This window comes from Microcoleus sp. SVA1B4 (genome assembly GCF_036700545.1).
Lineage (GTDB): Bacteria > Cyanobacteriota > Cyanobacteriia > Cyanobacteriales > Microcoleaceae > Microcoleus.
The window spans coordinates 35,379-57,551 of the sequence record NZ_JAUBPB010000032.1; the positions used below are offsets into that span (position 1 = coordinate 35,379).

General features: G+C 46.6%; 22 protein-coding genes. 11 read left to right on the forward strand and 11 right to left on the reverse strand.

Annotated features, from left to right (window positions below; translation table 11 throughout):
* On the forward strand, window positions 1-527 hold a 527-nt coding region (locus QT987_RS16270; protein ID WP_333241727.1), incomplete at its 5' end, for a calcium-binding protein.
* An 88-nt stretch (window positions 528-615) separates the two neighbouring features.
* Here QT987_RS16270 and QT987_RS16275 read toward each other — a convergent pair.
* Window positions 616-1,329 carry a tetratricopeptide repeat protein gene (locus tag QT987_RS16275; RefSeq protein ID WP_333241729.1) on the reverse strand — a complete coding sequence of 238 codons (714 nt, stop codon included), beginning with the start codon at window positions 1,327-1,329 and terminating at the stop codon, window positions 616-618.
* A 45-nt stretch (window positions 1,330-1,374) separates the two neighbouring features.
* Window positions 1,375-1,689: a hypothetical protein gene (locus tag QT987_RS16280; protein ID WP_333241731.1), complete on the reverse strand. Its 315-nt coding sequence runs from the start codon at window positions 1,687-1,689 to the stop codon at window positions 1,375-1,377.
* A gap of 167 nt (window positions 1,690-1,856) precedes the next feature.
* On the opposite strand from QT987_RS16280, the gene QT987_RS16285 reads away from it, so the two are divergent.
* The 4 genes from QT987_RS16285 to QT987_RS16300 all read left to right on the forward strand — a co-directional run bounded on the left by QT987_RS16285 (window position 1,857) and on the right by QT987_RS16300 (window position 5,961).
* Window positions 1,857-2,573 carry a pentapeptide repeat-containing protein gene (locus QT987_RS16285; protein WP_333208427.1) on the forward strand — a complete coding sequence of 239 codons (717 nt, stop codon included), beginning with the start codon at window positions 1,857-1,859 and terminating at the stop codon, window positions 2,571-2,573.
* Between the two features lie 575 nt (window positions 2,574-3,148).
* Entirely contained in the window at window positions 3,149-3,880 is a 732-nt protein-coding gene (locus tag QT987_RS16290; RefSeq protein WP_445251724.1) for a cytochrome c biogenesis protein CcdA, read from the forward strand.
* Window positions 3,881-4,220: 340 nt separating this feature from the next.
* Window positions 4,221-5,633, forward strand: a complete 1,413-nt coding sequence (locus QT987_RS16295; protein WP_333241733.1) for a cytochrome c biogenesis protein — start codon at window positions 4,221-4,223, stop codon at window positions 5,631-5,633.
* Window positions 5,634-5,763: 130 nt separating this feature from the next.
* Entirely contained in the window at window positions 5,764-5,961 is a 198-nt protein-coding gene (locus QT987_RS16300; RefSeq protein ID WP_333241735.1) for a DUF2283 domain-containing protein, read from the forward strand.
* A gap of 37 nt (window positions 5,962-5,998) precedes the next feature.
* Here the strand turns inward: QT987_RS16300 and queF are convergent, their stop codons facing one another.
* On the reverse strand, window positions 5,999-6,418 hold the full coding sequence (gene queF, locus QT987_RS16305) for a preQ(1) synthase (RefSeq protein ID WP_333154950.1): 420 nt from the start codon (window positions 6,416-6,418) through the stop codon (window positions 5,999-6,001).
* Window positions 6,419-6,563: 145 nt separating this feature from the next.
* Between queF and QT987_RS16310 the strand changes: the two genes are divergently transcribed.
* Window positions 6,564-7,160: a hypothetical protein gene (locus QT987_RS16310; protein ID WP_333208431.1), complete on the forward strand. Its 597-nt coding sequence runs from the start codon at window positions 6,564-6,566 to the stop codon at window positions 7,158-7,160.
* Between the two features lie 84 nt (window positions 7,161-7,244).
* Here QT987_RS16310 and speD read toward each other — a convergent pair whose 3' ends face one another.
* Window positions 7,245-7,667, reverse strand: coding sequence for an adenosylmethionine decarboxylase (gene speD / locus QT987_RS16315; protein ID WP_190743421.1), 423 nt, complete (start codon window positions 7,665-7,667; stop codon window positions 7,245-7,247).
* A 107-nt stretch (window positions 7,668-7,774) separates the two neighbouring features.
* On the opposite strand from speD, the gene QT987_RS16320 reads away from it, so the two are divergent.
* Entirely contained in the window at window positions 7,775-7,912 is a 138-nt protein-coding gene (locus QT987_RS16320; RefSeq protein WP_333241737.1) for a hypothetical protein, read from the forward strand.
* 147 nt (window positions 7,913-8,059) lie between these two features.
* Here QT987_RS16320 and QT987_RS16325 read toward each other — a convergent pair whose 3' ends face one another.
* The 5 genes from QT987_RS16325 to QT987_RS16345 form a co-directional block, all read right to left on the reverse strand.
* On the reverse strand, window positions 8,060-9,121 hold the full coding sequence (locus tag QT987_RS16325) for a pentapeptide repeat-containing protein (protein WP_333241739.1): 1,062 nt from the start codon (window positions 9,119-9,121) through the stop codon (window positions 8,060-8,062).
* Between the two features lie 348 nt (window positions 9,122-9,469).
* Window positions 9,470-9,610: a hypothetical protein gene (locus tag QT987_RS16330; protein ID WP_333241741.1), complete on the reverse strand. Its 141-nt coding sequence runs from the start codon at window positions 9,608-9,610 to the stop codon at window positions 9,470-9,472.
* 999 nt (window positions 9,611-10,609) lie between these two features.
* Window positions 10,610-11,821, reverse strand: a complete 1,212-nt coding sequence (locus QT987_RS16335; RefSeq protein ID WP_333241743.1) for a histidine kinase — start codon at window positions 11,819-11,821, stop codon at window positions 10,610-10,612.
* Between the two features lie 391 nt (window positions 11,822-12,212).
* On the reverse strand, window positions 12,213-12,695 hold the full coding sequence (locus QT987_RS16340) for a BON domain-containing protein (RefSeq protein ID WP_333052400.1): 483 nt from the start codon (window positions 12,693-12,695) through the stop codon (window positions 12,213-12,215).
* A gap of 480 nt (window positions 12,696-13,175) precedes the next feature.
* Entirely contained in the window at window positions 13,176-13,730 is a 555-nt protein-coding gene (locus tag QT987_RS16345; protein ID WP_333241745.1) for a hypothetical protein, read from the reverse strand.
* 69 nt (window positions 13,731-13,799) lie between these two features.
* On the opposite strand from QT987_RS16345, the gene QT987_RS16350 reads away from it, so the two are divergent.
* Both QT987_RS16350 and QT987_RS16355 read left to right on the forward strand, forming a co-directional pair.
* Window positions 13,800-15,200, forward strand: coding sequence for an S-layer homology domain-containing protein (locus QT987_RS16350; RefSeq protein ID WP_333241747.1), 1,401 nt, complete (start codon window positions 13,800-13,802; stop codon window positions 15,198-15,200).
* A 642-nt stretch (window positions 15,201-15,842) separates the two neighbouring features.
* Window positions 15,843-16,877, forward strand: coding sequence for a histidine kinase (locus QT987_RS16355; protein ID WP_333241749.1), 1,035 nt, complete (start codon window positions 15,843-15,845; stop codon window positions 16,875-16,877).
* A gap of 326 nt (window positions 16,878-17,203) precedes the next feature.
* Here the strand turns inward: QT987_RS16355 and QT987_RS16360 are convergent, their stop codons facing one another.
* Together QT987_RS16360 and holA are read right to left on the reverse strand one after the other, a co-directional pair.
* Complete coding sequence (locus tag QT987_RS16360) at window positions 17,204-18,193, reverse strand: hypothetical protein (protein ID WP_333241751.1); 990 nt, start codon at window positions 18,191-18,193, stop codon at window positions 17,204-17,206.
* Between the two features lie 229 nt (window positions 18,194-18,422).
* Complete coding sequence (holA, locus tag QT987_RS16365; RefSeq protein WP_333241753.1) at window positions 18,423-19,400, reverse strand: DNA polymerase III subunit delta; 978 nt, start codon at window positions 19,398-19,400, stop codon at window positions 18,423-18,425.
* 173 nt (window positions 19,401-19,573) lie between these two features.
* Here holA and QT987_RS16370 point away from each other — a divergent pair, with 173 nt between their 5' ends.
* Window positions 19,574-20,314, forward strand: coding sequence for a DUF1868 domain-containing protein (locus QT987_RS16370; RefSeq protein ID WP_333241767.1), 741 nt, complete (start codon window positions 19,574-19,576; stop codon window positions 20,312-20,314).
* A gap of 407 nt (window positions 20,315-20,721) precedes the next feature.
* Window positions 20,722-22,026, forward strand: a complete 1,305-nt coding sequence (gene cbiE, locus QT987_RS16375; RefSeq protein WP_333241755.1) for a precorrin-6y C5,15-methyltransferase (decarboxylating) subunit CbiE — start codon at window positions 20,722-20,724, stop codon at window positions 22,024-22,026.
* Window positions 22,027-22,173 lie beyond the last annotated feature (147 nt).

The following is a 22,173-nucleotide window of genomic DNA, read 5'->3' on the forward strand; positions in this document are numbered from 1 at the left end:
CGGGCGAAGCGGGTGACGACTTTCTTAGAGGCGGCAAAGGTAACGACTCCATTAGCGGAGGTGTGGGCGACGATATTATCAACGGAAATCTCGGCGACGATATTATCAATGCCGATGCTGGTAACGACTTTTTGCGAGGCGGCAGAGGAAACGATGTTTTAATCGGTGGCGATGGTAACGATTTTTTGATTGGCGATACTGGCAGCGATACTCTCACTGGTGGTGGCGGTACTGATACGTTTGTTCTGGTTACGGGTGAAAATCTGGAGTTGGATGGGTCGAGCGATATAATTATTGATTTTAGGCCGGGAGATGGCGATCGTATTGGCTTAACCAGCCCTTTATCCAACACCTCATTCACCCAATCAGGCAGCAACACACTCATTCAATTTGGAGGAGTTACTTTGGCTGTGGTTCAAAATGCCACCCCCGCAGCCGTTCAAAATGCTGCTTTTGCAATTAACTCTCTTAGTCCTTTCGTTGTGGATAACTTGCCCCCCGGAGACGCCGCCTTGAGAGTTGGCTAACTTTAACAAGACTCACGCCCTAATTATAGGTGTAGGGTGCTCTTCGGTGCACCTTACCTGATTATCAATTCCTAATTTCCAAATTCAACTAATACCATAGCTGACTAATTTTAGAAACCGCATCTTGATAAGAATCCATTCTCCCCTGCTGCTTAAAAAGCCCTGCCGCTTTCTGAAAATCCTCAAATGCTCCCTGAACCTCTCTCAATTTATATCTAATCACTCCTCGGTTAAAGTAAGCTTTAGCAAAATCGTTATTGAGGCGAATTGCTGACTCAAAATCAGCTAGTGCTGCTAGGGAATTCTCCATTTGCAGGCGGATAGCACCTCGGTCAAAGTAAGATTGAGCTAGATTAGGGTTGAGCAGGAGTGCCGAGTTGTAATCTGCGATCGCCGCAGTATAATGTTTTAAACGAGTCAGCATAAACCCCCGATTGCTGTAATACTTGGCTCGGTAAGGATTGAGTTCGATGGCTGTAGTTAAATCTTCGATCGCCGATTGCTTATAGCCTAATTTGTAGCGGGCCACACCGCGATCGTTGTAAGCTGACGCGAATTGCGGATTAATGTTAATTGTGGCAGTAAAATTTTTAATAGCGCCGTCCAAGTTTTGTTGTTCGAGATTTTTTAAACCCTGAGTGTAAAACTTTTTGGTACTAACTTTTAAATTTGCCTCTTGTCGGGATTCAGCTTGCTCCCCCGAAAATACTTTGCCTGCAATATTAGTGAATCCCAAAGATTCGATCGAATTGAAAATAGTTGTGACAACTAATTGGCTTGGGAGAAGGGGGATAGTAGGCATGGGAGAAGTGGTGTTCAACTGTATGCTGTCATTTTCCTCCATACTTCAGCTACTGACAGTGATATCCGTAGTCTCAGGAACGTGATAAGTTTGATGAGATTTGGTGATGCTGGGGCATTGACTTGTGTGATGAAAGTTCGGCTTAGTTAGTGATGCCGATCGCACTTCAGAACAAATGCGTCTAGAACCCTTTAAATATAAGGTTTTCAAGCTAGATTGGCGGTTTCTTTCTTCCCATATTGAGCAGTTCCTACCGGGATTATTGGCAGGTATGCCCCTGGGAGAGCGATCGCAACTGTCGGCAGCAAGTATTACTTTGTAGCGATATTCGATCGGGATTTGTCCATCGGACACGGCCATCTTAAACCCGGTTTTTACTCACGCCCAGAGCACCATTCTCGCTTAACAGGCCCGACAGCCTGTTCCACAAATTACTAATATTTTTGAGTAATATTGCTGAGGAAAGTTGCCGATTATTTGCTATGCTTTGATTAGACATCAATAATTTATGGCACAAATTAGTGTCAATGAAAAAAGTTATGAGGTTGAAAATTTTCTTCGCTGCATTGTTGGCGATCGTCCTGTTCACTCTCTACTTAACTCCTCCTGTGATGGCAGCGAATGGGGAGGATTTGAGTCACCTATTAAAGGATAATTGGTGCGTCAGCTTTCTGTGGAAGCAATGCGATTTGAGCGCTGTCGATTTGCGGGGCGCTAATCTCCAAGAAGCCAATTTGAGCGGCGCTAATTTGTCCGGCGCTAATTTGTCCGGTGCTAACTTAAAAAATGCTGACCTTTCTGGCGCAGACCTCACCGGCGCTAATTTAGCAAATGCTGATATTCTAGGCACGGATCTCAGTCGAGCCAATTTGACAGAAGCTAATTTCAACGGTACGAAGTTGTGGGATGCTAATCTGACTTTGGCCAATCTGAGCCGCGCCAATTTACAAGATGCTAATGTCTTAGATTCTCGACTTTGGGGAAGCAATCTTACCCAAGCTAACTTAACGGATGCGACGCTGCACGGTGCTGACTTGCAATATGCTAATTTGGCAGACACTAATTTAACAGGTGCTGACTTGCACAGCTTCTTTTTCCGAGGTTCCAAACAAGTCACAAATTTGAGCAATGCTAATTTAGAAGGCGCTACTTTAACGGGAGCAAATCTCAGAGGTGCGGTGCTGGCAGGGGCAATAATGCCGGACGGGTCTATTAATGAAGAAAGTGGCTTTAATTTACAGTAGAGTAAAATTAAAGTCTGCTTGAATAATTTCAACAACAGGCTTTCGGGCTGATTTCGCATTATCGGGTGTAGCTGCGCCCATTGCCAACAGCTTGTTGAGGATGCTGTCAATCGATTTTAGATTTTAGATTTTAGATTGAAGCCTTGACCCCACGGATAGATTCGGGGGGCAAGTTTCATCGGATACAGGTTTTTATTTCTCCCTCCTGAGTCTCCGAAGGAATGAATCACGTGGCGGGTATCCTGGATGCTTGCGGTCAAGATATCAATTTAAACCAGGGTGCGATCGACCTTTTAACTCCCAACCAGTAAATCTCGCTAAAATCTTAAATCTCAAACCGAACCTGCGCGCATCTGTTACAATTTTCAACAAAGCCAGAACAGCCCCGAACCTGAAGTCGCCTGCCTAGGGATACCAGCCCCCGACAGGAGTCGTGAATAACAAAAATATTAGATATTTAGTTTAAACTCCCAAATTCATCTGTAGAGTCTCTCTAAAATCTAAAATCGATGGGCTGTGGACTCAATCTAAAATTTAAAATCTAAAATCTAAAATCTAAAATCTAAAATCGACTGATGGAAACCCTGCAAACTCAACTTTACCAACTCGCACAATTTGCTAATAACTTAGTAAATACTCAACTGACAAACCTCAGTTTAGTCAGCGTCGGAGTCATCTTTCTGGCAGGGTTGCTAACGAGCTTAACGCCCTGTATGCTTTCAATGTTGCCGATCACGATCGGCTACATCGGTGGATACGAAGCAAAAAGTCGCCTGCAAGCCGCCGCCCAGTCGGCGTGGTTTTCCCTGGGATTAGCCACCACCCTTGCGGGTTTAGGTATTGTAGCATCATTTGCCGGACAAGTTTACGGCAAAATTGGCCTGGGTTTGCCAATTCTTGTCAGCATTATTGCTATTCTAATGGGGCTGAATTTACTCGAAGCTTTACCCTTACAAATGCCGTCTTTCGACGCTGTGGGGTGGGTGCCGAAAGATTTGCCGGCGGGTGTGCGATCGTACTTATTGGGCTTAACTTTTGGTTTAGTAGCCTCTCCCTGCAGCACTCCGGTTTTAGCTACACTCTTAGCTTGGGTTTCCAAAACGGGAGATACAGTTTTAGGTGGTGTGTTACTGCTGTTTTACGCTGCTGGCTACGTCGCTCCGCTAATCATAGCAGGTACTTTCACTGCTAGCATAAAAAAGCTGTTAGAATTACGTCGGTGGTCGAGTTGGATTACGCCTGTTAGTGGCGTTTTGCTAGTAGGATTTGGCGTTTTCTCTCTGCTTTCCCGCATCCTTCCCGCGTAAGTTTCGTTGTAAGGACTTCAGCCCTTATTGAAAGATATAGCAATCACTACGGAATGCGTGAATTAAGTTTTTTTAACGAACCGCGAAGACGCGTTAGGCGAAGCCGCGCGTAAGCGCTAGAACACGAAGGAAGAAAGAAAGAAAAGAGAAAGAATTCAAAATTGATTGAGACTTTTTCAATAAACATAATAATATTTTGTTCATCTTTTGTTTTTCCCTCTTTTTTCTTCCTTCTCCCTTGTGCCATCCGTTACATCCGTTACACAATCCGTTGCCGAACTTGCTGATATCCGTTACATCCCTTACAAAATCCGTTGCCGAACTTTCTTCATAATTACCAATGACATCAAAAGAAGTATTTCTATCAAAACTCTCAAACTGGGCGACTGCCCCTCAAAAGTTTTTCAAGCGAGAAATCTTGCCGGTGCTCGCAGATTTGCGGTTGGCAATTATCTTGCTGCTGACGATCGCATTTTTCAGCATTTCCGGCACTGTCATCGAACAAGGCCAATCAGTACCTTTTTACCAATCTAACTATCCAGAACACCCTGCTTTGTTCGGCTTCCTAACTTGGAAAGTTGTGCTAATTGCAGGACTTGACCACGTATACCGCACTTGGTGGTTTTTGTCAATCCTAATTTTGTTTGGCAGCAGCTTAACAGCTTGTACATTTACCCGACAATTTCCCGCATTAAAAGCCGCCCGTCGCTGGAAATTTTATGAAGAACCAAAGCAGTTTGAAAAATTAGCTCTCAGTGCGGAATTAGAAACAGTTGCTTTAACTTCGTTAGAACCACTTTTGCAGCAAAAAAACTACCGCATATTTCGAGAAGGCGAAAAAGTTTATGCCCGCAAGGGAATAATTGGCAAAATCGGCCCGATTATTGTTCACGCCAGTATGCTAATTATTTTAGCTGGGTCGATATGGGGCGCAATGACGGGATTTCTAGGTCAAGAAATGGTTGCCAGCGGCGAAACATTTCAGGTGCAGAATATCTTGGATGCGGGGCCTTGGGCGGGGCCGCAAATACCGAAGGATTGGTCGATGCGAGTTAATCGGTTCTGGATTGATTATAGTCCGAGCGGTGCGATCGACCAATTTTACTCTGATCTGTCAGTTTTGGACAAAACAGGCCAAGAGGTCGATCGTAAAACTATTCACGTTAACGAGCCCCTAAGATATCGGGGAGTCACATTTTATCAAGCAGATTGGGCAATAGCCGCCGTGCGAGTTCGCCTCAACAAAAGCCCGGTTTTACAATTGCCAATGGCTCAGTTAGACACTCAAGGTAAAGGCCGAATTTGGGGTGCTTGGATTCCCACAAAACCCGATTTGAGTGCGGGAGTTTCTCTGCTAGCAAAAGACTTGCAAGGAACGATGTTAGTGTACGGTACGGATGGCAAATTGTTAACTACAGTTCGCGCCGGCACGGCGGTAGAAGTTAACGGAGTCATGCTGACAATTGACGAAGTTGTAGGCAGTACGGGATTGCAAATTAAAGCCGATCCGGGCATTCCGATCGTTTATACTGGCTTCGGGTTGCTAATGCTTAGTGTGCTGATGAGCTATCTGTCTCACTCGCAGATTTGGGCTTTGGAAAAGGACGGCAAACTATACGTCGGCGGCCGCACAAATCGCGCTCAGGTGACTTTTGAAAGAGAAGTTGTGGAGATTTTGGACAAGTTGGCAGAATCGAAACAAGAGGAAAAAAAGAGCGAAATAGCGCAGACTTCTCTAGCTAGTCAAAGCTAACCGTAGGGTGCGCTAGGCGCACCTTAAACCAGGTAAAAAACGGATAATTAAACAGGAAATAAATGTGATGAAAAGGATTGAGTTCAGTTAACACGCATTACTAAAAAGAGAGATTCTAGAAAGTCACGAGATGAAAAAGATTAGATACACCCAAGATGTAGATGCGATGCTGATCGAAATTTCTGATTGCCCGATCGCTTATGCCGAAGATGAAGGAAACATGATTCTGCACTATTCTAGCAGCGGAGAACTGGTGTTGATTGAAATATTAAATGTCAAACAATTTATGTCATTAGAATCTCTCTCCGATGAGATACCTACCCGCTAAAGCAGTTCAAGCGGGCGGACACTCACAGGGACTGCACCTACTTCTGGTGCGACACCTCAATCACGGTGTGGACGTTCCCCCGCGGCGAAAAATCGCCCTTAATCGTCGCTTCCAGCGGCGCGCAAGCCGCCACAAAATCGTCTAAAATTTGATTGATCGATTCTTCGTGAGAAATGTAGCGATCGCGATAACTGTTAACGTACAGTTTCAGCGCCTTTAACTCTACCACCCGCTCGTCTGGCACGTAAGTAACGTGAATTGTCGCAAAATCTGGATAGCCAGAAAACGGACACTTGCAAGTAAACTCTGGCAACGTAATGTTAATCGAGTAGCGCCGCCCGACTCGCGGATTCGGGAAAGTAATTAACTCCCCTTCCAAAATCTGGCGTTCGCCGTATTTCATTTCCTCGGTGCTTGACTTTTGCGACATAGTTTGTTCGGGTGCGTGGTTGTTCATAGCGATCGACTAAAAACTTGTAACATTAAATTAATTTTACGTTCAATATCTGTAACAAATATCTTGACGAATTGTGTTGCGATCGATCTAATTGCAAATACTCTCAGGCTAAACTAAAACAAGTTCACCCTCGCCATCTACAATTATGCAAAATACTACCTTATCTGACAATACTTCCCCTGAAAACTCAAATAGTTACTCTCCATCAGTACCAATTTCCCTCTATCGAGAAGTCACGGCAGAGCTCCAAGCAGCCCAAGCGATGGTGGACTCCCTCAAAACCCACAATCAGCAATTAGTCCAACAAAATCAACAACTGCGGCGAGAAGTAGAAACAGTAGTTCAAGTATCCCAACAGTTACAGCAAGTAGTCAACTCGGCTCAGAGCATCACCCAGACAGGGATGCCTCAAATGCCGTCAGTCAAATTCAATTTCAGCGTTGAACCTCCGCCCCCACCACCTGTAACCTCGCAGACTAACTCTGCCATACCTCAACCACCTCAGACAGTGGCTTTCCCCTTCCCACTACCGGAACCGGAGCCAACAGCCGCCTCGATGCCGCAGCCACTTCCCGAAAAATTATTTACAGAGGTGCCGGAAACTCCTTACCGTGTGCGATCGCAACTCAAAAAAACCTCAGACTTAAGTGGATTGTGGTTGGCGATCGCGATTTTTCTGATTGTGATTGCAGCTTTCGGTGCAGGTTATTTAGTTGTTCGCCCTTTATTAATGAAAAAGTAAATTCCAACAAGAATCCCACGGCTCAAGCCGTGGGATTTTAAACAAAACCTAGCATAAAATGTTCAAAGTTACGCTAATTGGCCATCATCCTCTGGCGGCAATCGTTTCTACTGAACGAGGGGCATACTGCTCTTCACAAGCAGAACCTACGATTCCCACCCCGGGCTCGAAACCGCGCGTGAACTCAGTGAGTTTTACCTGTTTAGCTTCCAAAGCTGTCTGTAGCACCTTCATGGCTCGGTGAGGGTCGCCGGCTCCGCAGAAAAATAAGTCTGCAGCAAAATAACCGTGTTCAGGCCAAGTATGGATTGCTATATGGGACTCTGCCAAAGTAGCAGTAGCTGTCACTCCGTGAGGACTAAACTGGTGTACGCACAAATCGATGAGAGTAGCTCCTCCGGCTTCGATCGCATCGAGAATAGCGCGGCGGATACGTTCAGGATCGTTGAGCAGGTCTCCAGGAGACTGCCAAGCATCAGCGACCAGATGGGTTCCCAATTGTTTCATTCTGCGGGGTTTTACCTCTATTGATTTTTTAAGTCTCAAACCTTTTAACCATAGCACGGTGTCCATAAATTTTGCAAGTAAATTCCCAAAATATTTCCCCAATAGCGATGAGCGCGAGGATACCGGATTTTTTGGGGCGCTTGGGCCCTGACCGAGTGCAAGTTGAGTTCGATTGGAGTTTGAGCGGGGCGATCGATGTTTCCTGCATTTCCTGCCAAAATCGGCTTTCCGTAGAATTGGGTTAAAGCTCAACCGCCTTAATCAGCTCCGGGCGATGGAGAGGCTAGAAACCCGGAAGGGCCGGCACTCTGGGCACCGCCCATACAAAAATCGGGTTTCTCGGTGTTCGGTTTTGTTGAGATTGACCTAATTAATTATGGTTAATCAACTGATCAATCACGGCTGTGAGTAGCTCCATTCGGCAAAATCGCCCCGCCCAAAGCTGCTTCATTCAAATTATCCACATTCAAGCTGGCCCCAATCAAATTAGCCTCGGACAAATTAGTTCCTGTCAAATTCGCCCCTGTCAGAGAACTCAGCAGCAAACCGGCTCCCGACAAATTGGCGTGACTCAAATTCGCCCCCCGCAAATCCGCTTCCAGCAAGCTAGCACCTGCCAAATTTGCACCGCTCAAGTTAGCTCCCCGCAAAGAAGCTTTGTTCAAATTCGCAGCCCTCAAATCCGCATTGTGCAGAATCAAACCATTTAAATTAGCTTTACTCAAATTAGCTCCCTGCAAGTCGGCACCGCTCAAATTAGAGCCATTTAGATTGGCCGATTGCAAGTCAGCACCGCTCAAGTCAGCACCGCTTAAATTAGCAGCGCTAATAGAAGCCTCCCGCAGACTTGCTTCGCTCAAGCAAGCCCCAACCAAATTGACGCCGCTGAGATTTCCGCGATTGAGATAAGCCCGAGTTAAAGTTGCTCCGCTCAGGTTCGCCCCGGTCAAATCTACCTCGGTGAGAATCGCTCTCGTCAGATTTGCTCTACTTAAGTCAACCCCGCTCATAATTGCTCGGCTCAGCGTCGCCCCGCTCAAATTAGCCTCAGTTAGTTTCGAGCCACTTAGCAAACAAGCTCCTACTAAACTCGCTCCCGTCATCACAGCTTTGCTCAAGTCCGCCTGAGACAATATTGCTCCGCTGAGATTGGCCCCGCTAAAATCTGCGGATATCGCCACAGTTCCAGTGAAACTAGAACTTCCCAGGTTGGCTTCAATTAATTTCGCCTTAGACAAATTAGCTCCGCTCAAGTCGGCGGCGTTTAAATTAGCTCCAATCAGTTTGCTTCTAATTAAGTTGGCACCTTTCAAATTAGCGTTGCTCAAATTTGTTCGACTGAGATTAGCTTCACTCAAATGAGCTGCAATGAGGTTAGCTCCTCGAAAATCTCGTTCCCCGTTTCTATGTCTAATTAAAAGTTCATCGGCACTTAAAAGTTCAGTGAAATTCATAAAAAAATTGAGTGAGTTTCCTTAATTTCTCGATGTTCTATGTTGTGTGAAAGTTTGTACTATCGTGTTTGCCAGTCAGTTTTTTAAACTAATACTGCCACATTAACAATTGTCAAAACTGCTTGATTCCTACCATCACCCTGCTCTCATAGTTATAATTTACGAAAATAAACCGGGTTCTGGTATAATCTGAGGTTGGCTAGCGCGGAAGTTATGAAAAAACCGCGTTTCTCGCCGCCTGTAAGTCCTGTAAGTATTATTTGGCTAGTAATTATTTAGCCGTTGATGTTAGTTGTTAATTGTTAGTTTTATTTATACTAACTGCTAACCACTAATATTACCGGCTAACTATTTACCAAAATACCGAGAAGTGGTCGATCGCTCTTGTAAAGATAGATCGAATATTTGGGGTATTGCTGGCGGCATCCGCGCCGCATTCTGACCGGAAAAATTGCTGGTACTGGCGATCGAATTTATTAGTGCAATCAAGAAACAAGATATCGGAGCTTCAACCCCCAATGCCTTCTACATAAGTGCCTTCTATCTTCGATCGCCCCTGAAAGCAGAGCTCGGTCAGCTCAGCTAGTTTCACCTCCCCCCACTGTGCTGCGCGCAGCGTGAAATCCCACAGGAAGGCTGTTTCCCTCGGAGTGCTGAGCGAGCAGCAGGCAAAGCAAACAATACGCTGCGCTGAGCCTGAGATTTCGCGAAAAAATTAGCCGCGAGCCATTGTGCTCCCGCGCTGCTGTGCTTGCTGTTAATGTTTACTCGATCCATGAGCGCTTGCGGTTCTAATTTACAGAACACCCGACACCTGACGCGCTCCCGGACATAAAAGCTGTTTCTGGGCTTCTCAAATGTTTCGGTGAGGCATTCCCAGAAAAACTGTATTCCTGTAGCAGGTATTGCCAACGGCAATTCGGCTGCTACAGCTAACTAATGACCAGCCTAAGTCTTGCCCGAAGCCTCCGACAATTATTACTATTCTAATATTTGCCGACCACCGCAGGCATTTCTGGGCGCGCGGGACTGGGTACTTCACCTGTATAAGTTGGTGAAATTAGCCACCCCATAATTAAAGATAGTCGCTCTTTGACTAACTGGGCAATATCTGCTGTAATTTATGTCATCAAATTTGATAATACTGCGGGGTTGGCAATCGAGCTGTAGTGAGTGTTACAGAGTAAAAAACTGCTGCTGATTTAGGCTATAAAAATTAAGGGAGCCCATCGCTCCTCCGGCGCAAAGCCCAGCTCACGGATTGAGCCCCTAATCCAAATTAAACTTTTGACAGGGAGCTTTTTTAACTTTCCAGAACAAAACAAAAGCCAGCTTTCAGAGAAAAAGCCGACTTTTGAGATAATTTTACCGACGAAGCGTAAAACCGCTAGCTCGCCACTGTTGCTTGGATCGCTTTCTACAATCCGAGTGCGCGAGTGCGACTACCCTGCAGAAAGTAGAAACCATACCCAAACAAAGTCTGAATGATTAAATCCGACGGTTGCCCGTAACGCCCTGATTGGGATCGTAAATACCAGGCGTAGTATCAACCCCTGGAGTGCCCGGTGCGCCGTAATCAGCGCGAGCACTATCGACGCTGGGATTATAGTCGTAGGTGTTCCAATGTTGAATACCTCCGCGGCTCAGAATGCTTTCGGCTTTAGCGACTTCTGCTTCGCTGCCGTCAACCAGTACCAAGTAATCTCCTTTCGCCACGCGATCGTTGTATACTTTAGCTTCCTCTTCGGGAATTCCCATACCGACTAAAGCTCCGATCAAGCCCCCTGCTGCCGCACCCAAAGCTGTACCGGCAAGTGTAGTGGCGATCGCCGTAGCTGAGGCTCCTGCCAGCATAATCGGCCCGATGCCCGGAATTGCCACTAGGCCCAGACCTACCAACAAGCCTGTCAAACCGCCCAAAGTGCCACCTGTGAGGGCGCCTTTTGTGGCCCCTTCATCGGCCTTGTTGTCCGTGCTGTCGTGCACGTCAATGCCTGCGATGTCGCCCTTGGAGTCAGCATCCTTAGCGATGACCGAAACCCGATTCATGTCGAAACCGGCAGTTCTCAGTTCTCCCAGTGCGTGTTCCGTCTCGCGGCGGGTGGAAAATACTCCCACGGCGCGCTTCTGGCGACCCGAAGCTCTGCGGCCGGTGTCTGCTGGCACATCGTAAATGCCCCAATCCTGAATGCCCCGCACAGTCATAATTCCTTCGGCTGTGGCAAGTTCGGCATCTGTTCCTTCTACGAATACCAAATATTCTCCGCGCGAGACGCGATCGTTATAAGCTTTAGCTTTATCTTCAGGAACTCCCAAACCGACCAAACCGCCGACCAAACCGCCTGCTGCAGCCCCAATCGCGCCTCCGACTACAGTATCTGCCAGCAGAGTTGCGATCGCACCCCCCGCCATCACCGGGCCAACTCCCGGAATCGCTAGCGCTCCAATGCTTCCGAGTAACCCAATCAAACCGCCCGTCACGACTCCCGCTGTCGCCCCTGCTTTGGCGCCACCACCGACTTTCTCGTCGGTACTCTTACCAGCGCTAGCGCCCGCAATTTCGCTGTTATCTAGCTTTTCCCCAACTACCGAAACTTTATTCATCGGAAACCCGGTACTTTGCAGCTCCATCAGGGCTAGTTCCGTATCTCGGTAATTAGAAAATGCTCCTACAGCTCGCTTGTGTTGACCTAAAGCCATTTTTTTTCTCCTGAAAAATATACTACTTTTACACAACCACAGAATTTATGCTCTGCCATCAATCACATTTAGTCATTTTTTCCCAACAATTTTCATCGGTCGCTGGGAATAACTTCCCACTCTATCTTCAGGTTGGTTTCCCACTAATTGTCCGGGATGGGAAATCGGAAATTGGGAAGGGGAAGTTGCAGGTATTGCGTGAGTTTTGAATGGGTGAATTTAAAATTCAATTTAAACTCTTTCACTTTAAAACCCAGCTCTCCCTAGAGAGTCACCTAAGCCTTGTAATCTGCTCCGCAAGCAATCTTACAATGCCAAACTTTACCCTCTTCCCTCAGACTTCTCTCCTACTAGATAACTATATCTTTCCCTCGGACTTCTTCCGGCTCATTTATTGATTGCTGCTAGGCGATGCGGGTGCAGCAGGGGCGACAACAGCCGTAACATTCACATCTTTGACACCCTTAATCTCTTTAGCTAGCGGCTCAATTTTAGCTAGATCAGTTTGATTGGGAACTGTGCCACCTACGGTGACAAGCCCGTCTTTGGCCTCCACAGTTAGCTGACCTTTAGTGATGTTTACTTCTAACTTGGAGCGCACTTCACTTTGGAGGTCGCCATCGGCTCTTATGGCATCGCCTCCCGTCACATTGTTGCGCTGTTCTCTGGCCCTAATATCAGAATTTGCTTGGTTTTGGCGAATCTGGCTAGTGGCGTCACCCTGAGTTTTTTGAACAGTCTCGGCTGGGGGCGGGCTAGTGGTATTTCCTGTGGCAGAATTAGGAGCATCAGCGCTCGTTTTAGCCACGTCGCTGCAAGCAGCACCTCCAAATAATAGGATGCCGCTGAGGAGAATTGGTGTTAATTTGTTCATAATAGGTTAATACCCTCCGGGTAAGCTTTCTATGAGGCTGACTTAGTTGAGCCAGATGGGAGCGAGATGGAGCAAGACAGCATCTTTGTTTGTGCTTTCTGGTTTGTGCTTTCTGCAATTTAAAAATCCTTATATCAAATATATAAACTTGAGCAAGTATCTACATCGCTCCACGGGTGTAAAATTTATCTATGTCGTTAGATAGAGTACAAAAAATACCATAAGGTATTACGTGAAATCAAGCGTAATTTAGTTCTGACTACATTCTTCCTCAAAAACGCGGTTGATGGGAATCTTTTTTGTTGCCCAAGTCAAGATTTTCCTGAACACCCAGTTGCCAAGCATAAGTTTTATTAATAAATTAGATAACCGCTCCCCACTCGTTTTTCTCTCTTTCCTGGAATCTGTGACTTATTCCTTCAACATTTCTCCGTTAAATCCGTTAAATATCGTACACTACCCATTACCCAACTTCCTGCTTCAAAATAAACGAAAAGAGTCGAGAAATTTTTGAGCATTTTCTGGTTCTGAGGTACTGGCTACCAGCCCATAAACGCGCGTTTCTACCAAAAAAACTTGACCTACACCTACAGGTTCAGTGGGGGAAAGCGGCTGAAACTCAAATTCTTTTCCCGGATAGCCTCCGAGGGAAATATCCCGCACTTGCAAGAGTTTAGCATTCGCCGCCACTACGAAAACATCAACGGCACTATTTAAAGTTATTCTGATATTATTGATATTATTGTTCCTCAGCCGAAAATCTAGGTCAAAGTATTGAAGCAAATAAGTTTCTTTGTTTTTTAAGTTCGATCGGTATGTATGAGCAATAATTTGATTTGAAAAAATTTCGGAATTAATTTTGGGATTTGCCGGCATATCGATCGCAAATTGACCTATCGCCGAGCAAAATGGCTGCCACTCTGGCATCTGAATGGCTGTCTGTAGCGGGGCTGGTTGAGATGCAGCAGGACGGGCAAACTTGACAGGGTATGAAAGTAATGTAGCAGTAACTAGAAGTAAATACAGAAATTTCATTTGGGTAATAAATATATTTGCCCGATCGATCTGCGCTAGCCTAGAAATATATCTGCAAAGGGGCGATTTATGCTGAATATTATATTTACTCAACGGCGCGGCAACTCTCAAGGACGATCTAAAATCACTAAAACCAATAAAACCAATATACTCGCTGCTGTAAATACTTGGCTAGCTGTGTGTCTGCTGGCTGCTGTCACAGCTTGTGCAAACAGCCCCAACAGCAAGGCCCTCGAAGAATCTTTAGCCGCCGATCCGCAATTAAAACAAAATCCAGTAGTTTTCTCTTCCCCGCCACCAGCGACAGCAATTGAGACAAACTCTACCGCCAAACTTCCTCCGGATTTCCCGACAGAGATTCCACTCTATCCTAATGCTGAGTTAATCGAAGTTGGTGGGCCAACCGATCCGTCGCAAAAAAATGTGCGACTGCGGTGGGAAAGCACAGATCCTGTTAATTCGGTTCAGAACTTTTACTCCACAGAGTTTGGGCGTCGCAACTGGGAAATAGTCAGCCGCCCCACCGCCGAGGGACAAGGTTCTTTGGTAGCAACGCGAGATAATTTACGGGTAACAGTGTCGCTTTCTCCTACTCAGAAAGTAGGGGGTTCTACAGAATTTGCGATCGACTACAGCAAAGAAAGCCCCGAAATTGCAGCCAGTCCCCAACCTAATAATTCCGAGTCTAGCGCATCTCCATCCGCTTCACCAACTCCCTCTAATTCAGAGGGAACTACTCCAACACCATCTGCATCGCCAAAATCAGCACAAGTTAGCCAACTAGACACCCAAATTCCTCAACAGTTGCGGCAGTTTGTGGCAGATTTAAGTCAGTTGGAAGTGCTAAAAGTGCGAACTACAGAAAGCGCTAATTTAGAAACTGCCAGCAGTTTACCCAAACCCAACAAAATTATTACTCGCCGCGAATACGCCCGCTGGTTAGTCGCAGCTAACAACCAGATTTATGCTAGCCGTCAAGCCAAACAAATTAGATTAGCAGTAGACTCTAGCGAACCAGCCTTTTCTGACGTACCCAAAACTGACCCGGATTTTTCAGCAATTCAAGGTTTAGCAGAAGCCGGTGTAATTCCGAGTTCGCTTTCTGGAGAAACTAAAGATGTGAAATTTCGCCCGGATGCACCTTTAACTCGCGAAACAATGATTCTCTGGAAAGTGCCTTTAGATAGTCGTCAAGTTTTGCCGACAGCTAACATTGAAGGAGTGAAAGAAAAGTGGGGTTTTCAAGATGCTTCTAAGATTGATTCCCAGGCGTCGCGGGCAGTTTTAGCTGATTTTAACAATGGAGATTTGGCGAATATTCGCCGGGTTTTTGGTTTTACTACTTTGTTTCAGCCGAAGAAATCAGTCACTCGTGCCGAAGCTGCTGCTAGTTTGTGGTATTTTGGCGTTCAAGATCAGGGATTGTCTGCTAAAGATGCCCTGGAAGCAAAGTCTCCACCTGCTGAGTAGAGTTGTGTGGGGTTGTTAAAAGTTTTGAACACAGCATCTACTTAGCCAAAACAAAGCAACCGGGTTTTTTTTCTGTAAGCAAACCCGGTTTTTGCGTCCAAGACTGACGAAATTGTACCAATTTTTGATTAATCGGCGTGCGATCGCCCCCCACAAAAATTGCAGCTTGAGTTTCTAGGATTTCTGTGAATATGGCTGACCCAGAAACCGACTTTTATCTACGAAAATGCCCAATACAACGCGAGGCATATCCGCTGAAAAACCTTGTTTTTTTAATTTCTATGGGCGAGTCATCGTCAAAATTTATTCCATAAATTATACATCGGCTTTTCTGTCCTTGTGGCCTACCCTAGGGGATAGATTTTTTTTAAATCTTAATTTCTGTATCCTGGCATACAACCGCTGCATTTGGCGGGCAAATTTTCTACATATTTTAACTAATATCGTTTCCGGTTGTATCGGAATGATTTAACCGCAGAGGGCGCAGAGAACGCAGAGGGAGAGAATACAGAGAGGAATAATTCCGATGCTACCGGATTTGATATAACACTTTTTTCAAAACTCTCAGTAGGATTCCGGATGGCTTAGCGGCCTTAACGATAAATGAAAAACAGTGTTTGAGCTCTTGGAGAGCGTTTTTCAATGTACGATATTACCCTATTTACCCCGCAAGACATGGCTAAATGCAGCTTAGTCCTGCGCCAGTTCGGTAGAAATACAGCTAGTATGGAAGCCAGCAGCCAGAAGATTGTTAACTATATTTACCAACATTTTTGCGATTCGCAAACTGGAGAAAATACCTGTGCCTTAGTGCGTTTGTTCAAAACTCATCCCTACGGGGAATTAGAAGACTCATTGCAACAATCCGCGCGCCGCTTGATGAAGGGCAATTCCCCCGCCGCCGACATGAAATGTTGGACTCTGCTAGCAGCCGCAGGCACAGAACCGCAGTGGAATTCTCGGCACACCGCAGCAGAAAATACAGCTATTCCATTAGTTAGCACAAAATTAGTGGCTCAAATGCCGGCGATTTCGGAAATAATCCGGCAGTTTGGTTTAGACATTCCTACATTCCTCGGAATAGAGCGAGAAAGGTTCCTGCAATTAGAACCCGCAGTATTAAATATTTTTCACGTATCAGAGGCAAAAGGCAGCCCCTTTATTCCTGAGCAAAATTCCTTAATTATCCCCTACCAAGTCAAGTCTGTCTTGGCATTTGGGGGACTTCTGCCGTCAGGAAGTGTGTTTGCGGTAGTGATGTTCCTAAAAGTTAAAATTCCCCAAAGCACGGCTGAAATATTTAAAGATTTGGCACTTAGTGTCAAAACCGCATTATCCCAGCCCGAAAAAAAAAGTGTTTTTGACTATTCAGAAATTTCTAAAATTTTTGTTACTAATAACAATATTGCCGAAACCCAATTACTTGAATATCAGGTGGCTAATCTGATTCAATTGCTGGACTTTTCAGAACAAGAAATGCTCAGACAAGCCGCTCGGTTTCAAGAGACAATTGACAATTTACAGCGCGAAATTGCCGAGTACAAAAATAAGGAAGAAGCTTTCAAAGTAAGCCAAAATTCATTTACAGGCATCCTCAATATTCCCAAAGATGCTATTGTGCGCGTAGAGGAAAATCAAGGAATTCAGCGTTTTAATCAAGGGGAAGAACAAATTTAAACTAAGCTCTGTGTTTAGGAATGAGAATTAAATAACTTCCACTCTTGAAAGTGGGATGGGCCTAAGAGCCCATCCAAAAAGGACGGGCTCTTAGGCCCATCCCACAATAACAATTAAAATTGTAAGTTATTTAATTCGCGATCCTTAGCAACCAGGCTGACGGGGTTGTCACGCCGTCAGAGCAATAGGTAAAGTTAAATGAAATTTTAATAAAATTGAAAAAAGTCAAAAGTAAGAAAGCTTTCAGTAAAAACAAGTTTTTTTACTTTTGGCTTTTGACTTTTGACTTTTAGCACATCGAGTATTCAACTCAAAACTCAAAACTCTTAAGGCGCTGCTGCTGCCCTGCGGTTGGCAACAATCAGGTTAGCCTGATATTCTGCCGCTTTTTGCTGAGCCTTTTGATAGTTAGGGCTGGTTGACGGTACGGCTCTCATGAGCTTAACCGCTTGTTGCCACTGGCTTGCTACTGCGATCCACTCATTTTGAGACTGAGCCGTCTGGGCCGAAATTGCTGCCTTCTGAGCTGTGTTAACGGCTTCTCTCCAAGAGTCAGGCTTAGGCGCGGCGGCTTTTGGTGCAGGTGAGGCTGGAGCTGGGCTTGCTGGCGCTGTAGCAGTGGGATCGGGTTTTGGTGCAGGGGAGGCTGCCTGTGGGGTGCCCGGAGATGCGGCGGTCGAGGATGCAGCGGCTTTAGAAGGGGGAGATGCGGGTTTCGGGGAAGGGGAAGCAGCTTCGGGGGCGATGGGTTCTGGGTTAGAGTCGCCGAAGGGGAAAGTTTTAGTAAAGAAAAGCCCTGCGATCGCCACCAGAGGTACTAAGATACCCACAGGTATTACCCATTTGGGAAATTGTTTTTTCGGAGGCGGGGCTTGATCTTCGTATTCGTCTTCGTCTTCCTCGTCGTCATCTCGATCGAATTCTCCTTCTTGATAATAGTCTTCCTCTTCGGGCTCGACATCACCTAAACCTACAGAGTCGTCAGGCATTCCACTATCCAAGGGGTAAGGCATGGAATTTGCAGGCATCAGATCAATTTCATCTTCCCACGCAGGCTCACCGTCACCTGTTCGACGCCCGTAAACCTTTACAGTGTGAATTGATTCGAGTCCCAGCTTCGTCATGCCGGTGCGGATGAAATCGACCAATACCATTTGATCCGGTACTTTGTCTGCCTCCAGAATTATGTGGAGGCAGCCGTTGTCCCGCGTCACATCGGCGTTGATGCCTTTGGGTTTGAGTGTACGGTTGATGCTAGATGCGATCGCTTTTGGATCGCCTTGCTTGAGCAGTTCCCGCGGGTTCTGTTGTGTCATGGGTAGCGCTCTTTTTTTGGGGGGGGTGGAGAGCCGGCAAATAATATTAACCGATCGGCATTCGGCGGACAATATTTATTTACCACATTAACTTCTACTTTGGCATTCTGAGAGTATTTCTAGTATCTATTGACCTTTTGGCCTGCGATCGGGCATCAAGCACATAGCCACTATCGAAATTTGTTGTAAAAATTTACAGTAGGGGGCAGATCCTGTGCCCTGTCGCGCATCAGCGAAACAAGCTAGAAAGTTCTATAACTTTGGTTTGCAAGGTTGAGTTTTCTTCCCGCCCCCGCTTTAAAGAAGCTTCTAAGTCTAGCAGCAAGGGCAAACTTTTTTGCAGTTTTTCTAAGCTGGCGTTCTTGACTTCTTGACGAAAATAGTATACTCGTTTCGGATTGCCTAGTTCTAGAGCTTGAGCAATTTTATCATCGCGATCGCCCGCTTGGATCATTGCCTTTACCCACAGCCAAATCCGAAACTTACCAGTCAAGCCAGCCACAATCCTCAAACCAGGCTCGCTGCGGCCAGTTAAGCCTGCCAATAAATCCAAAGCGGCGGAGGTATTGCCCTCGCGAATCGCATCGGCTAGCTGGAAGGTATTCTGGGCGTGACAGTGCACCAGTGCCGCAACTTCTTCCGGGTTCAGAGGTTGGCTGCGGTTGCCCGCAAACAGTCGCAATTTTTCGAGTTCGCTGTATAGCCCGCGGGTATCGCTGCCAATGGATTCGGCCAAAAGTTCGATCGCTGTGGCTGTCAATTTTACGTTCATTTCGCCCGCGACTTGGCGCACCCGCTGGGCTAATTCTTTGTCATTCCAAGGCGGAATCGGTGAAAATTCCCGCACTTGGGCGGACTGGGAAATTAACTTGGTAGACTTGAGCCGGCTGTCGGGTTTTTTGACGGATGTCAGCAGCAGCACGGTGGTAGGGGGAATTACCGGCAGTGTTCGTTCAAATTGGGCTAACAGTTCAGGAGAGCACTGCTGCGTTACAGTCGTATTTGCCAGCCAGACAAAACGGCTGCCGGTACCGAAGGGCGGCGTTAAGGCTCGATCGAGCCCTTCGACCACAGATCCGGCGGAATCGGCAATAATTTTGTCATAGTTAAAACTAGCCCAGTTGGGGTCGAGGACTGTTTGGCGCAAACTTGTCACAGCCTGCGCCATCGCAAAGTCGTCTTCCCCCCAAAACAGGTAAATTTGCATAAACGCTCACTAGCCAAAAAAATCAGAGTTGCAGGCGAGGCTTGTCCAACATATCCTGAATAGGGCTGTTGGAAGCCCGCGCCATAATATAAAATTTGGTGTGGGAGTATGTCACCGCGAGGAAATCAAGATTGGATGATACTTATCAAGCTTACGTAAATCGGGTGGCGCGAATGACGCTGCTGGACTCCTACAAGTCCCAGGTGGAACACATTCAGGAATCTCCAAAATTTAAGCCCGACGAAGCAGGCCGGAGAAATCCTGTACCTTTTCCAGGTTATTCGGTGATTACGCCCCCTGCGGGGGAAGATGCAGAAAATGCTGCATTGTATAGTAATTTGCACTCGATCCAACAACGGCTATTGCAGGAAATAGCGGAAGGTGCGATCGTGGCACTGCCTCCTGATACCTTCCATTTAACCGTAGCCGATTTGATTTGGAGCAGCGCTTTTCGAGATGCCTCTGATAAAAATCCCGAATTTGAGGAGCAACTGCGCTCGCGCATGGCCGATCGTTTTGCCGCCTGTAAACCCTTGGCGGGCGGCGCTCCCATTCGCTGGATAGTGCTGGGGTTGATGGTGATGACTAGAGCTGTGGGTGTTTGTTTGGCACCGACGGACGAAAACTCTTACAAGCAAATTCTGGAGTTTCGCCGATCGATCTATCAAAATCCCGATTTAATGGCTTTGGGAATTGAACAGCAATATCATTTCACGGCACACATTACTCTGGGTTATTTTGGGGACATCGGGCCGAACCTTGACCGCGCTCGCTTGTGCGCTTTGCTGTCAGAGTTAAACGAGCAATGGCTGGACACGCCGCAAGAACTGTCCGTAAACCGAGTGGAACTGCGGAAGTTTGACGACATGACCACCTATCTCCGGCAACCGGAATGGCCTGTTTTTGAGTTTTAACGAAGGAAGAAGGAAGAGGGAAGAAGGAAGAGGGAAGAAGGAAGAAGGAAGAGGGAAGAAGGAAGAAGGAAGATTTTTTCCCATCTCCCACTCTTCCCATCTCCCACTCTTCCCATCTCCCACTCTTTCGCCCCCTCTCCCCCTCTCCCCTGTGACAATAGTCAGGATATTGGCTATTAAGGGATCAGAATTAAATAAAATCCACTTTTCATGACTGTTGTGGGATGGGCGTCCCGCCCGTCTATCGGGGACGGGCGGGACGCCCATCCCACAAGAAAAAAGGGAAATTATTTAATTGACGATCCTAAATGCTTTAATTATTTTTGTTTGACATTAAAGTCAAGGAAACAATTTATGAAAAACCAGGAAAAATCAGTAATTCTGGTTTTTTACTTTTTGCTTAAAAAGTGACAGTACACGTTGTTGGTATAGGTTTAGATGGAGCTGCGGGGCTGAGCGAATCGGCGCGGCAGGTTGTAGAAATGGCCGCTTTGCTCATAGGGAGCGATCGCCATTTGAGCTATTTTCCCCAGCACGACGGAGAGCGCTGGGCGTTGGAAGATTTGACCGAAGCAATTCTGGAAATTCGGCGCTGGTGGGCGACTGAACCGGAATTAGAACCCTCTGCAGGGACGGTGGAACCCCGCGATCGACCGATCGTAATTTTAGTGGCCGGCGACCCGCTGTTCTACGGCTGGGGAAAGTTGTTAATTTCCCAATTGCCTGCAGAAAAATTGACTTTTCACCCCCATGTCAGTTCTGTGCAGTTGGCTTTTAACCGCTTGAGAATCCCTTGGCAAGATGCTCATTGTGTAGGCTCTCAAGGACGCTATTTTGAGGAGCTGACGGCGAAGCTGAAGCTCGGTGTGGAGAAGATTGCGGTGCTGGCGGACGAAGCTCATACTCCGGCTTTACTGGCAAGTTTGGTGAAAGCTCTAGATTTGCCGACACGCTACAAGTTTTGGGTTTGCGAAAATTTGGGGGCTGCCGAGGAACGGGTAAGCCCCAAGTCTCTGGAAGCTTTGCTGGGAGAGTCTTTTGCACCGCTGAGCGTGGTGGTGATGCTGCGGGAACCCCCGCCGGGGACGGAACCTTTGGATTTGGAAAAGTTGCCTTTGTTGGGAATACCGGATGCAGCTTTTATCGGTTGTGGAGATAAGCCGGGTTTGACGGTTGAACGGGAAGTGCGGGTGTTGGTTTTGGCACAATTGGCTTTGCAACCGGGACAAGTTGTCTGGGATGTGGGTGCTGGTAACGGTTCTGTGTCGATCGAGATTGCTCGTTTATTCCCGCAGTCTGAGGTTTATGCGATCGAACAAACGGTTTCTGGTACTTCGGCGATCGAGTTCAACTATGGCCGTTTTGGGCTGCAAAATGTGTTTTCGATTCACGGAACCGCCCCGGAAATTTTGCACCGCTTGCGTCCTCCGCACCGGATTTTTATTGGCGGCAGTGGCGGAGGGTTGACTAAAATTTTGGGCGTTTGCGCGCTGCGGCTGCTCCCTGGAGGCTCGATCGTGTTGGCTTTGGATGCTTTTGAGGATATTGCTACTGTTTTGAGCTGGATGGGCGATCGGGTGCGCCGGGAACCGCACTGGAGTTACCGAATCGTGCAAGTGCAGTTATCTCGTTCTGTGGCTGGGGGGAATTCAACTCGTTTTGATGCGTTGCGGCCAGTTTCGATTGTGACGATCGATCGACATTTGAATTAATCTGAAATCAGTCATATCAAGTCCGCGCTTCATCGTCGGGCCTAAAATCGAGTCAACATTCAACACTCAACTATCATTCAGTTTGGCTACCCCGAATCAACAATTAACAGTCATGAGGAGTGCAAACCGCAATTGATATAATATCAT

What these genes read in the sequence shown, in the direction of transcription:
- QT987_RS16275 (WP_333241729.1), bottom strand. Translation starts at nt 1,329, where the DNA reads ATGCCTACTATCCCCCTTCTCCCAAGCCAATTAGTTGTCACAACTATT.
- QT987_RS16280 (WP_333241731.1), bottom strand. Translation starts at nt 1,689, where the DNA reads ATGGCCGTGTCCGATGGACAAATCCCGATCGAATATCGCTACAAAGTA.
- QT987_RS16285 (WP_333208427.1), top strand. Translation starts at nt 1,857, where the DNA reads ATGAAAAAAGTTATGAGGTTGAAAATTTTCTTCGCTGCATTGTTGGCG.
- QT987_RS16290 (WP_445251724.1), top strand. Translation starts at nt 3,149, where the DNA reads ATGGAAACCCTGCAAACTCAACTTTACCAACTCGCACAATTTGCTAAT.
- QT987_RS16295 (WP_333241733.1), top strand. Translation starts at nt 4,221, where the DNA reads ATGACATCAAAAGAAGTATTTCTATCAAAACTCTCAAACTGGGCGACT.
- QT987_RS16300 (WP_333241735.1), top strand. Translation starts at nt 5,764, where the DNA reads ATGAAAAAGATTAGATACACCCAAGATGTAGATGCGATGCTGATCGAA.
- queF (WP_333154950.1), bottom strand. Translation starts at nt 6,418, where the DNA reads ATGAACAACCACGCACCCGAACAAACTATGTCGCAAAAGTCAAGCACC.
- QT987_RS16310 (WP_333208431.1), top strand. Translation starts at nt 6,564, where the DNA reads ATGCAAAATACTACCTTATCTGACAATACTTCCCCTGAAAACTCAAAT.
- speD (WP_190743421.1), bottom strand. Translation starts at nt 7,667, where the DNA reads ATGAAACAATTGGGAACCCATCTGGTCGCTGATGCTTGGCAGTCTCCT.
- QT987_RS16320 (WP_333241737.1), top strand. Translation starts at nt 7,775, where the DNA reads ATGAGCGCGAGGATACCGGATTTTTTGGGGCGCTTGGGCCCTGACCGA.
- QT987_RS16325 (WP_333241739.1), bottom strand. Translation starts at nt 9,121, where the DNA reads ATGAATTTCACTGAACTTTTAAGTGCCGATGAACTTTTAATTAGACAT.
- QT987_RS16335 (WP_333241743.1), bottom strand. Translation starts at nt 11,821, where the DNA reads ATGGCTTTAGGTCAACACAAGCGAGCTGTAGGAGCATTTTCTAATTAC.
- QT987_RS16340 (WP_333052400.1), bottom strand. Translation starts at nt 12,695, where the DNA reads ATGAACAAATTAACACCAATTCTCCTCAGCGGCATCCTATTATTTGGA.
- QT987_RS16345 (WP_333241745.1), bottom strand. Translation starts at nt 13,730, where the DNA reads ATGAAATTTCTGTATTTACTTCTAGTTACTGCTACATTACTTTCATAC.
- QT987_RS16350 (WP_333241747.1), top strand. Translation starts at nt 13,800, where the DNA reads ATGCTGAATATTATATTTACTCAACGGCGCGGCAACTCTCAAGGACGA.
- QT987_RS16355 (WP_333241749.1), top strand. Translation starts at nt 15,843, where the DNA reads ATGTACGATATTACCCTATTTACCCCGCAAGACATGGCTAAATGCAGC.
- QT987_RS16360 (WP_333241751.1), bottom strand. Translation starts at nt 18,193, where the DNA reads ATGACACAACAGAACCCGCGGGAACTGCTCAAGCAAGGCGATCCAAAA.
- holA (WP_333241753.1), bottom strand. Translation starts at nt 19,400, where the DNA reads ATGCAAATTTACCTGTTTTGGGGGGAAGACGACTTTGCGATGGCGCAG.
- QT987_RS16370 (WP_333241767.1), top strand. Translation starts at nt 19,574, where the DNA reads ATGACGCTGCTGGACTCCTACAAGTCCCAGGTGGAACACATTCAGGAA.